The following is a 9894-nucleotide window of genomic DNA, read 5'->3' as shown; positions in this document are numbered from 1 at the left end:
GAGGCGCTGGTCGAGCAGCTCTATGCGATCAACAAGCGCCTGATGGGCCTGGAAGGCCGGCTGCTGCGCCTGGCCGACAGCTACGGCATCAGCCGCACGGAGTTCCTCAAGGCCTACTTCGGCCAGGAAATGGCCCCCGACTGGACCGACCAGGTCAAGGCGCTGGGCGTCCGCTGGACCAAGTTCGCCGAGAACGACGCCGGCCAGATCGGCGACATCCGCCAGGAGATCGCGGCGCTGGCCATGGAAACCGGCGTGCCGATCGACGACTACCGCCGCATCGTCCAGACCGTTCAGAAGGGCGAGCGCGAGGCCCGTCAGGCCAAGAAGGAAATGGTCGAGGCGAATCTACGCCTCGTGATCTCCATCGCCAAGAAGTACACCAACCGCGGCCTGCAGTTCCTGGACCTGATCCAGGAGGGCAACATCGGCCTGATGAAGGCGGTCGATAAGTTCGAGTACCGCCGCGGCTACAAGTTCTCGACCTACGCCACCTGGTGGATCCGGCAGGCGATCACCCGCTCGATCGCCGACCAGGCGCGGACCATCCGCATCCCGGTGCACATGATCGAGACGATCAACAAGATCGTCCGCACGAGCCGCCAGATGCTGCACGAGATCGGTCGCGAGCCGACGCCGGAAGAGCTGGCCGAAAAGCTGGCCATGCCGCTGGAGAAGGTGCGCAAGGTCCTGAAGATCGCCAAGGAGCCGATCTCGCTCGAGACGCCGATCGGCGACGAAGAGGACAGCCACCTCGGCGACTTCATCGAGGACAAGAACGCCGTCCTGCCGATCGACGCCGCCATCCAGTCGAACCTGCGCGAGACCACCACCCGGGTGCTGGCGTCGCTGACGCCGCGCGAGGAGCGGGTGCTGCGCATGCGCTTCGGCATCGGCATGAACACCGACCACACCCTGGAAGAGGTCGGCCAGCAGTTCAGCGTCACCCGCGAGCGGATCCGCCAGATCGAGGCCAAGGCCCTGCGCAAGTTGAAGCACCCGTCGCGGTCGCGGAAGCTGCGGAGCTTCCTGGACAGCTGATTTCTCTGCTCCCCTCTCGGGAGAGGGTGTCGGGCGCGAGTCCGACGGAAAGGGGTCGCGCGAAGGTTCGCCGGCCCCTTTTTCGCGCCTGGCCGAGCGGGCTTTCGACCCCTCGTACGACCCGCTGCGCGAGCTGTCTTTCCCCGCGGGAGGAGATGGGCGCGCGCGTATCCGGACTCGCGCTGCGCCCCTTCAGCCCGTAACAATCGCCGTAACAAGTTGGGGGAGCGTTTGATGCGGGCGGTTCGGGTCGTGGCGGCGTGCGCCGGATTTCTGCTGGCGGCGACGGGGGCGACGGCGCAGCCGGCCGCGGATGGGCGGCTGGCGGACAACATCCGCGCCCACATGGGTTTCCTGGCCAGCGACCTGCTGGAGGGCCGCGAGGCGGGCAGCCGCGGCTATGACATCGCCGCCGAATATGTCGCCGCCCAGTTCCGGCAGCTGGGCCTGAAGCCGGCGGGGGACAGCGGCTCTTACTTCCAGCGCGTGCCGCTGCTCGCCTTCCGGCCAGCCGACGAGGGCAGCCTGGTCATCCGCCGGCACGGCCGGGCCGAGCCGCTGGCGTTCGGCAAGGACTATGTCATCGGCCGCAACCCGCTGGCCGCCCAGACGGCGCTGACCGCGCCGATGGTGTTCGTCGGCTATGGCGTCGTGGCCCCGGAACACCGCCGCGACGACTACGCCGGCCTGGACGTCCGGGGGAAGATCGTCGTCGCCCTGGAGGGCGCGCCGCGGTTCCTGCAGAGCGAGGAGCGGGCCTATTACCGCAACAGCCGCACCAAGCGGGCCGAGGCGGCGCGGCGCGGGGCGGCCGGATTCATCTCCATGTCGACGCCGGCCGGAGAGAAGGTCTCGCCGTTCTCCCGCAGCGTCGGGGTATGGCGCGAGTGGGGCATGACCTGGGGCGGGTCGGACGGAAAGCCGTTCGTCGTCGCCCCGGACGTGGTCGGCGTCGCGTCAGTAAGCGTCGAGGGCGCGGCCAAGCTGTTCGCCGGGGCCCGGACGCCGCTGGAGGCGGTCTACCGCGCCGCCGACACGCCGCAGGGCATCGTGCCGAGGTTCGCCCTGAGCGGCGAGGCCGAGGTCCGCTACGCCACAGAGACGAAGCTGATCGAGAGCCGCAACGTCGCCGGGCTGCTGGAGGGCTCGGACCCGGCGCTGCAGGCCGAGACGGTGGTGCTGTCGGCCCACCTCGACCACGTCGGGATCGCCGAAAAGGGAGACGGCGACCGGATCCACAACGGCGCCCTCGACAACGCCTCGGGCGTCGCCACGACGCTGGAGGTTGCGCGCCTGGCCGCCGAGGCGCCGGCGCGGCCGAAGCGCAGCCTTCTGTTCCTGATGGTCACGGCCGAGGAAAAGGGGCTGGTCGGCGCCGAATACTTCGCGCGCAACCCGACCGTGCCGCGCGAAGGGATGGTCGCCAACGTCAACCTCGACATGCCGATCCTGACCTATGGGTTCACCGACGTGGTGGCCTTCGGGGCCGAGCGTTCGAGCATCGGGCCGGCGGCCAGGACGGCGGCCCAGGGGCTGGGCGTGACCCTGTCGCCCGACCCGCTGCCGGAGGAGGGCCTGTTCACCCGCTCCGACCACTACCGGTTCGTCGAGGCGGGGGTGCCGTCGGTGTTCCTGATGACCGGGTTCGCCGGGCCGGGCGAGGCGCGGTTCCGCGGCTTCCTCAAGGACTGCTACCACCGGCCGTGCGACGACCTCTCGCAGCCGATCGACTATGCGGCGGGGGCGCGGTTCGCGCGGATCAACTACGAGATCACCCGGGCGCTGGCCGACGCGCCGCAGCGGCCGGCCTGGAATCGCGGCGACTTCTTCGGCGGCAAGTTCGCGCCTCAGCGCCACCCATAGTTGAAGCTGATCGAGATGCGTTCGGACTTGGCCTGGTTCGCCGGCACCTCGTGCCGCAGCCAGCTTTCCCACAGGTAGATCGTCCCGGGCGCGGGCGTCAGATAGACGAAGGCGCGGGCGGCCTCCGGCGCGTTGGCGCGGCGCGGCGGGGCGGCCATCATCAGCGGCAGGCGCGGGTCCTCCAGCTTCAGCGCCCCGGCCCCCGGCGGCGTGCGGACGTAGACCGTGCCGGAGACGACGCTGTGCGGGTGGATGTGGCCGCTGTGGCCGGCGCCGGGTTTCAGGATGTTGACCCACAGGCTGTCGAGCCGCAGGCGGCCGGCGCCGAGATCCAGCGCCAGGTCGTCGGCGAACCGGGCGACGTGCTTGTCGAGGCGGCGCTTGAGGTCGGCGAAGACGCTGGCCCGCTGCGGCAGGTCGTCGAGCGAGGCGTAGGAGGTGTAGCCGCCGTAGCCGTTCTGCCTGCACCAGGCGCGGCCGGCCATGTCCTCCTGCGCCAGCATGCGGCAGGCGTCCTCCAGCTCGGCGTTGAACGCCTCGAGCTTCGCGCCCTCGGCGAGGGCGCCTTCGTAGAGCGGGGTGGGGAACAGCAGGCGGACGGTCATGGGCGGCGGCTAGCGGCTCGCCGCGCCGATGTCAAAGCTCGCGCGTCTCGCGCGGGTCCTCGAGGTCGCGATCCTGAACGTCCAGCAGCACGCGCCACATCTCGTCCGACATCTTCACCACCAGGGCGCTGGCCTTGAAGGCGTGCTTGGCCTCGATCATGGTCACGGTCTCGCGGGCCGTGTCGCCCTTGCCGGTGGCCGCGCGCTGGGCGGCCGCGCCGAGGCGGTGGGTGGCGGCGACGAGGCCGGTGCGGGCGATATGGAGCGCGTCCATGCCGCCACCTTTAGTCGAGCGCGGTTAAGCCATCGCGTGCGAAGAGGGTGAATCCCCCGGCCATGACGAGCCATAGACGCAGCTTGCGCCGCTCGCCGCCTTTGTGCGTTGGATGCGGCATGAGAGCCGCGATGATCCTTTCCGCCGCAACCCTGCTCGCCGCCTGTTCGCCAAACGCGCCGAAGGGGACGGACAAGGCGACGCTCGACGAGGCGGTGTCGCGGGCGGTGGGCGACCCCAACACCTGCGTGATGCTGGCCGAGCGTGGGAGCGGGCGGGTGGTCTATCGCTACAACACCGCCACCACCTGCGATCGGGCGTGGCCGGCCTGCGACGGGCCGGAGCTGCGCAAGCTGAAGGACCTGGCGGCGCAGACGGCCAAGGACGGGCAGGCGCGGATGGCGTCCTGCGACACGACGCCGGACGGCTCGCGCGGGGTCGGCTGGGCCGCCGGGCCGATCGCCGGCCAGAAAAGCGGCAAGCCGCTGGTCTATGCCGCGGTGATGGAGGGCGACCGGGTGTTTCCCGGCCGGATGATGGCCGACCGCCTCGCCCGGGCCTGGACCCGGGCGGGGCTGTCGACCGCCCAGCCCTAGCGGCTGAGCTCGTAGAGGCCGGTGACGTCGACGCGGACGGTCAGCTCGCCGGCCGAGACCGAGGTCTCCGCCTTTCGGGCCGACATCGCCATGTCCATCATCATCGGCATCGGCGGGCGCGGATAGGACGCCGAGCCCTCGCTCAGGCTGACAAGGCGCGAGATGCGGTGGCCGGTGGCGCGGGCGTAGAGCTCGGCCTTGGCGGCGAGGGCCTTCACCGCCTGCTCGCGGGCGGCGTTCTCGGCGGCGGTCGGGTCCTGCAGGCCGAAGCTGATGCCGTGCATCTGGTTGGCCCCGGCCCCGACGGTGGCGTCGATGGCGGCCCCGAGCCGCTTCAGGTCGCGGACGGTGATCGTCACCAGGTTCGAGGCCTGGTAGCCGGTCAGGCGCGGCGGCTGGTTCTCCTGGTGATGGTACTGCGGCGAGAGGTTCAGGCTCGAGGTCTGGATGTCGCGTTCGGCCAGACCCGCCCGGCGCAGGGCGGCGACGACGCGGCTCATCTGGTCGGCGTTGGCCTGCATGGCGGCGGCGGCGGTCTGCCCCTCGGTGGCGACGCCGAGCGTGATGGTCGCCTTGTCCGGCTGAACGTCGGTCTCGCCGTAGGCCGCCAGATTGAGGGTCGTGGCCTGGAACATGGTGTCGGCGGCCGGCGGCGCCGCCTGGGCGAGGGCTTGCGGCGCGGCGGCGCAAAACAGGGCCGCGGCGACGAGGGCGACGGGCAGGGATCTCATCTCAGTGCGTCTCCGGCTGAGTGGGTGTTCGGGGAAGGAACAAGGCACTGGGTGACAGGCTTGACCTGAACGCAAGCTTTAAGGGCCGTGCAGGTCATGGTAACGCCCGAGGCCGCTGCAGGGGCCTGTAGCTCAATGGTTAGAGCCGACCGCTCATAACGGTCTGGTTGCAGGTTCGAGTCCTGCCGGGCCCACCAGCGGCTTGTGACGTCCGGGGTGCAGGGGGCGCACCAGGGTTGCCTGGTTTGCAGCGCCCGCTCGCGGCGCGGGAATGACATGCTCCGTCGAAAATAAGGGGGGGATGCTCGCGAGGATCCTGCACCGGCGCCTCGGCGCGGCCTTTTGCGCCGCCCAGGGCGGCGGTGATCCCCGACCGTATCAGGCTTTGAAATCCCGAGGCGGCGCGCCGCCGAGGGCCTTCGCACCTTGAGGTTGGCGACATCCGATGACTGCCGAGACGCTCAACGACCCGACCGGGCCGGTCGAACTGCCCAAGACCCTGCGCTCGCGCCACCTTGCGATGATCGCCATCGGCGGGATCATCGGCGCCGGCCTGTTCGTCAGCAGCAGCGCGGCGATCGCCGCGACGGGGCCGGCGATCATCTTCAGCTACATGATCGCCGGCGTGGTGATTCTGTCGGTCATGCGAATGCTGGCCGAGATGGTCGCCGCCAAGAGCCACACGCGGATCTTCACCGACTGCATCCACGACGGCCTCGGGGCCGCGGCCGGCTTCGTAGCCGGCTGGCTCTATTGGCTGGGCTGGATGGTGACCATCGCGGTCGAGGCGATCATCGCCGCCAAGCTGCTGGAGCCGATCGCGCCGGTCCCGGTGTGGATCAGCGGGCTGGTCATCATCGGCTCGATGGTGGCGACAAACCTGTGGTCGACGCGCGCCTTCGCCGAGTTCGAGTTCCTGTTATCGTCGATCAAGGTCGGGGCGATCATCGTCTTCCTGCTGCTCGGCATCGGCTTCCTGATGGGGATGACGCCGAACGCCGGTTCGACCGACCTGGCGCTGGCGAACCTGACGCAGCACGGCGGCTTCGCGCCGTTCGGGCCGAGCTCGGTGCTGGTCGGGGTGATCACCGTCGTCTTCTCGATGCTTGGGGCGGAGATCGCGACGGTCGCCGCGGCCGAAGCCAAGGAAGGCGCGCGGGCGGTCAGCCGGATGGCCTCGGCGCTCGTCGTGCGGGTGATCCTGTTCTACGTCGGCTCGGTGGCGGTGATCATGGCGGTCGTGCCCTGGACCGCCGTGAAGGTCGGCGTCTCGCCGTTCCTGACGGCGCTGGAGACGATGCAGATTCCCGGGGCCAGCCTGGCGATGACGGTGGTGCTGCTGATCGCCGTGCTGTCGTGCCTGAACTCCGGCCTCTATGCGAATTCGCGGGTGCTGTTCGTGCTGGCCGGGCGGGGCGATGCGCCCAAGTGGCTGGTGGCGCTGAACAAGCGCCAGGCGCCGGCCCGCTCGATCATCCTGGCCGGGGCGTTCGGCTACGTCGGCGTGCTGGTCTCGGTGTTGTCGCCGGAGGTGGTGTTCGCCTTCCTGGTCAATTCGGTCGGGGCGATGACCTTCGTCATCTATCTGATGCTCTGCGCCTCGCACATCCGCCAGCGGCGGCAGGCCGAGCGCGAGGGCCGAGAGCTGCCGGTGAAGATGTGGCTGTTCCCCTGGCTGACCTATGCGACCATCGCCGCGATCGTCGGCATCCTCGTGCTGATGGCGTTCTCGTCGCACCACGCCAAGGAAGTCTACGGCACCGGCGGCACCCTGGCCGTCCTCATCGTCGCGGCTCTGCTGCGCCACCGCGCCAGGGCGCGCGCGGCGGCGGCGGCCTGACCGGCGTCCCTCACCAGTTGCGTTCCCGTCCAACCCATCCCTGCGGAGCCTGCAAGCCCATGACAAGCAACAAAGCCGCCCTGATCGCGGTCGCCGCGACCCTTGCCGCCGCCACCCTCGGCCTGGCCGGCCACGCCGCCGCCCAGGAGACGCGGGTGCTGAAGCTGAGCCCCGACGGCTCGAACGCCGAGGCCCGGCCGCTGCGCGACATCACCTACCCGAACAAGAAGATCAAAGGCGCGAGCTACTTCCGTGACCCGGCCGGCGGCTCGGTCGGCTTCTCGTTCTCGGACGGCCCGCAGTACATCATCACCACGCCGCGGAGCGCCGAAGTTCTGCACGTGCTGACCGGCGAGACGACCTACGTCGGCGCCAAGGGCGAGATGTTCAAGATCCGGCCGAACGACGTACTGTTCATTATGCCGGACCTGCCGACCACCGGCCGCGACGGCTACGGCTACCGGCACCATTACGTCGTCTTCCCGTTCACGCCGCCGGCTGGGGCGGAGATCCCGCAGATGGTCCACCTGCGGCCGAGCGAGCTGAAGGCGTCCGATTACAAGCCCGGCCCGACCGGTCAGGAGCATGCCTATTTCGAGGGCCAGAACGGCTCGAAGGTCAGCGCCTGCAAGTTCAACGGCGAGGGCCAAATGCCGGCGACCACCCAGAACCTGTGGCTGGCGGTGGTCGACGGCCAGGCGACGTTCCGCGAGGGGGGCGTCACGACGGCGGCCAAGAAGGGCGAGAACCTGCTGGTCAAGCGCGGCGCGCAATTGAGCTGGCAGGCGAAGAACCTGTCGACGGTCTGCGTCTGGTTCTGACCTGAGGACCGGCGCCGGGCGGCGTCCGGCGCCGGCTCAGGACGAGGCGCCGCCCGCCTGGGCCGGCGGCGCGTCGTCGACGAGCGCGGCGGCGGTGTCGAAGTTGCGGGTCGCCTGGCTCAGCACCTGGTCGCGCACCGGCTTCAACGCCTGGCAGGCATAGCCGGTCAGGTGCAGGTCGTTGCCGCGCCGCATCAGCCAGCCGGCCTCGATGAGCTCGGCGACCTTGCGGCGCACCGTCTCCTTGGGAATTTCGACGGACTCGGCGATCGAGCGGGCGTTGATGCCGAGATTGGGCAGGGCCTCGAAGGCGCAGGCCTCGAGCTGGGCGTTGTCCATGGCGACAAACTGCGGGTGCTGGGCGGTGCGCACGGCGACGACGAGCAGGACGAGGAACTTGTCGAGGTCGCCAACGCAGGCCCGGCGCGAGGTCTGGATCAGATCGAGGAGCGGGATCAGCAGATCCGCGGCGACGGCCGGATAGTGCGCGTCGAGCAGACCCTGGACGTCCGAACGCAACTCGACCCTCCCCCTTTGGTCGCTGGGGCCGCGCGCGAATCGCGGCGGCCTTCACGCAGGGGCAAGGGCTAGGGGTCTGGCAGGTTCGCTGCAACTGACGCGAGACCCAAGGTGGGCCCCCGGTTGTGTCGCCGAACCGAGATATCAGTAGCGATAGCCCCAGGCCGGCTGGTCCCAGCTCGGCCGCTGGCGGGCGGGCCGCTCCCAGGCGGGGCCGTCGAAGGCCTCGTCGTCGCGCCAGGCGCGGCGGCGTTCGGCCTCCTCGAAGGCCTGGCGCTGGGCCTCGTAGGCGGCCTGCTGGCGGCGGGCGTCGTCGCGGGCGCGGCGCTCGTCGGCCTCATCGGCCAGGCGCTGGCGTTCGGCCTCCGCGGCGGCGGCTTCGGCGCGGGCGGCCGCGAGCTGGGCCTCGGAGATCGCCCGGGCGTGGGCCTCGGCGCTCTTGCGCGCCGCGTCGGCCTCCTGCTCGGCCGCCAGGCTCCTGGCCCTGGCCCGCGCCTGCAGGCCGCAGGTCCGCAGGTCGGCGACACCCTGCTCAGAGCCGGCCAGGGAGGCGCCGACCGGCTCTGCCGACAGCCAGGCGATGTCGAGAGTCGCGCCGCGGCGCAGGGCGGCTTCGGTCTCGCTGCTCAGCGTCAGTTCGCCGACCCCGGCGGTGTCGCCCCGGGTCATCAGGTTCGAGTAGCGCTTCTGGTCGATGCGGACCGCGAGGAAGGCCTGGGCCGGCAGGTCGGCCTTGGTGAAGCGCAGGGCCAGCCGCTCGCCGTCCGAGATCAGCTGGACGGGCGTGACCGAGCCGGAGCGGCCTTCAAGCTCGAGATCGGTGCGGCAGACCCCGTCGCCGGGGCTGATCATCCAGGCGGCCGACGGCAGGGCGCCGGACGGCGCCGTCGGCGCCGCCGACGCAGCGCCCGTCCAGAGGACGGCGGCCAAGGCGGCGACCGTCGATGTGACCTTTATCAACGAAGACTCCTCGCTGACACGCGGGCGCGATCCTAGCGCCGGCATTGCGGCGCGGCGATGGCGCGGTTGGTCGCGGCCCGCCCAATGTAGGATGGTGAAGATTACCGATCCGTAATACTTGGATTAAGGCGGCGTAATATTATTAAACTACCCTCATGACAGCATATTCACGAGACTTCGTGAGTTGAGAAAAGTAATCATTCCGCACCGGCCGGCGACATCGTCGGCATCAACAAATCGAGGGATGATCCAGATGACCCAGTTCACCGCCCGTTTCGTCGGCCTCGCCACCCTGGCGCTCGCCGCCCTGCCGATGGCCGCCGTGGCCACCTCCGTCCGCGCAGAACCGGCCTCGGTCCGCGTCGCCGATCTCGACCTGAGCCGCACCGACGGCGTCGTCGCCTATCACCAGCGCGTCGCCTCGGCCGCCGAGGCCTACTGCCGCCAGTCCGGCGTGGCGGCCAGCGCGCTGAGCCAGGTCGCCGCCTGCAAGGCGGGAGTCCGGGCCGAACTGATCCAGAAACTGTCGGCCGCGCAACTGGCGCAGGCCGGCCGCACCTCGGTGCTGGCCTCGCGCTAAGCCGTCAGGCCCGGCGGTTCAGGCCGTCGGGGAGCCTTCGTCGAGCAGCTGGCGGACCCGATCC

The 9894-nt window shown here is 70.2% G+C and carries 11 protein-coding genes and 1 tRNA gene; 7 read left to right on the top strand and 5 right to left on the bottom strand.

Annotation, left to right across the window (positions count from 1 at the left end; translation table 11 throughout):
• Both rpoD and ACILRF_RS11545 read left to right on the top strand, forming a co-directional pair.
• Positions 1-1041 (top strand): RNA polymerase sigma factor RpoD (gene rpoD / locus ACILRF_RS11550; RefSeq protein WP_395673011.1); only part of this gene is annotated, 1041 nt, incomplete at its 5' end.
• 234 nt (positions 1042-1275) lie between these two features.
• A complete protein-coding gene (locus ACILRF_RS11545; protein WP_395673009.1) occupies positions 1276-2904 on the top strand; it encodes a M28 family metallopeptidase in 1629 nt (542 codons plus the stop codon).
• Here the strand turns inward: ACILRF_RS11545 and ACILRF_RS11540 are convergent.
• On the bottom strand, positions 2889-3509 hold the full coding sequence (locus ACILRF_RS11540) for a TIGR02466 family protein (RefSeq protein WP_395673007.1): 621 nt from the start codon (positions 3507-3509) through the stop codon (positions 2889-2891). The genes ACILRF_RS11545 and ACILRF_RS11540 overlap by 16 nt on opposite strands.
• A 31-nt stretch (positions 3510-3540) precedes the next feature.
• A complete protein-coding gene (locus ACILRF_RS11535; protein WP_395673005.1) occupies positions 3541-3783 on the bottom strand; it encodes a flagellar basal body rod C-terminal domain-containing protein in 243 nt (80 codons plus the stop codon).
• A 131-nt stretch (positions 3784-3914) separates the two neighbouring features.
• Here ACILRF_RS11535 and ACILRF_RS11530 point away from each other — a divergent pair, with 131 nt between their 5' ends.
• Positions 3915-4379 (top strand): hypothetical protein, encoded by a 465-nt coding sequence (locus ACILRF_RS11530; protein ID WP_395673003.1) that lies wholly within the window; start codon positions 3915-3917, stop codon positions 4377-4379.
• On the opposite strand, the gene ACILRF_RS11525 is transcribed toward ACILRF_RS11530, so the two are convergent.
• The gene (locus ACILRF_RS11525) at positions 4376-5110 is read right to left on the bottom strand and encodes an SIMPL domain-containing protein (protein ID WP_395673001.1); all 735 of its coding nucleotides are present in this window, start codon (positions 5108-5110) and stop codon (positions 4376-4378) included. The two genes, ACILRF_RS11530 and ACILRF_RS11525, sit on opposite strands and share 4 nt — an antisense overlap.
• Before the next feature lie 121 nt (positions 5111-5231).
• On the opposite strand from ACILRF_RS11525, the gene ACILRF_RS11520 reads away from it, so the two are divergent.
• The 3 genes from ACILRF_RS11520 to ACILRF_RS11510 all read left to right on the top strand — a co-directional run bounded on the left by ACILRF_RS11520 (position 5232) and on the right by ACILRF_RS11510 (position 7771).
• Positions 5232-5307 (top strand) — tRNA-Ile (locus tag ACILRF_RS11520).
• Between the two features lie 248 nt (positions 5308-5555).
• On the top strand, positions 5556-6950 hold the full coding sequence (locus tag ACILRF_RS11515) for an amino acid permease (RefSeq protein WP_395672999.1): 1395 nt from the start codon (positions 5556-5558) through the stop codon (positions 6948-6950).
• 59 nt (positions 6951-7009) lie between these two features.
• Positions 7010-7771, top strand: coding sequence for a hypothetical protein (locus ACILRF_RS11510; RefSeq protein ID WP_395672997.1), 762 nt, complete (start codon positions 7010-7012; stop codon positions 7769-7771).
• Positions 7772-7807: 36 nt separating this feature from the next.
• Here the strand turns inward: ACILRF_RS11510 and ACILRF_RS11505 are convergent, their stop codons facing one another.
• A complete protein-coding gene (locus ACILRF_RS11505) occupies positions 7808-8290 on the bottom strand; it encodes a hypothetical protein (protein WP_395672995.1) in 483 nt (160 codons plus the stop codon).
• 144 nt (positions 8291-8434) lie between these two features.
• Complete coding sequence (locus ACILRF_RS11500) at positions 8435-9250, bottom strand: hypothetical protein (RefSeq protein WP_395672993.1); 816 nt, start codon at positions 9248-9250, stop codon at positions 8435-8437.
• A gap of 253 nt (positions 9251-9503) precedes the next feature.
• On the opposite strand from ACILRF_RS11500, the gene ACILRF_RS11495 reads away from it, so the two are divergent.
• Positions 9504-9830, top strand: a complete 327-nt coding sequence (locus tag ACILRF_RS11495) for a UrcA family protein (RefSeq protein WP_395672990.1) — start codon at positions 9504-9506, stop codon at positions 9828-9830.
• The last annotated feature ends 64 nt before the right edge of the window (positions 9831-9894 follow it).

This window comes from Phenylobacterium sp. (genome assembly GCF_044236515.1).
Classification (GTDB): Bacteria; Pseudomonadota; Alphaproteobacteria; order Caulobacterales; family Caulobacteraceae; genus Phenylobacterium.
The sequence above is the reverse complement of the archived record's forward strand: the minus strand, read 5'-3'. Positions and strand labels throughout refer to the sequence as shown.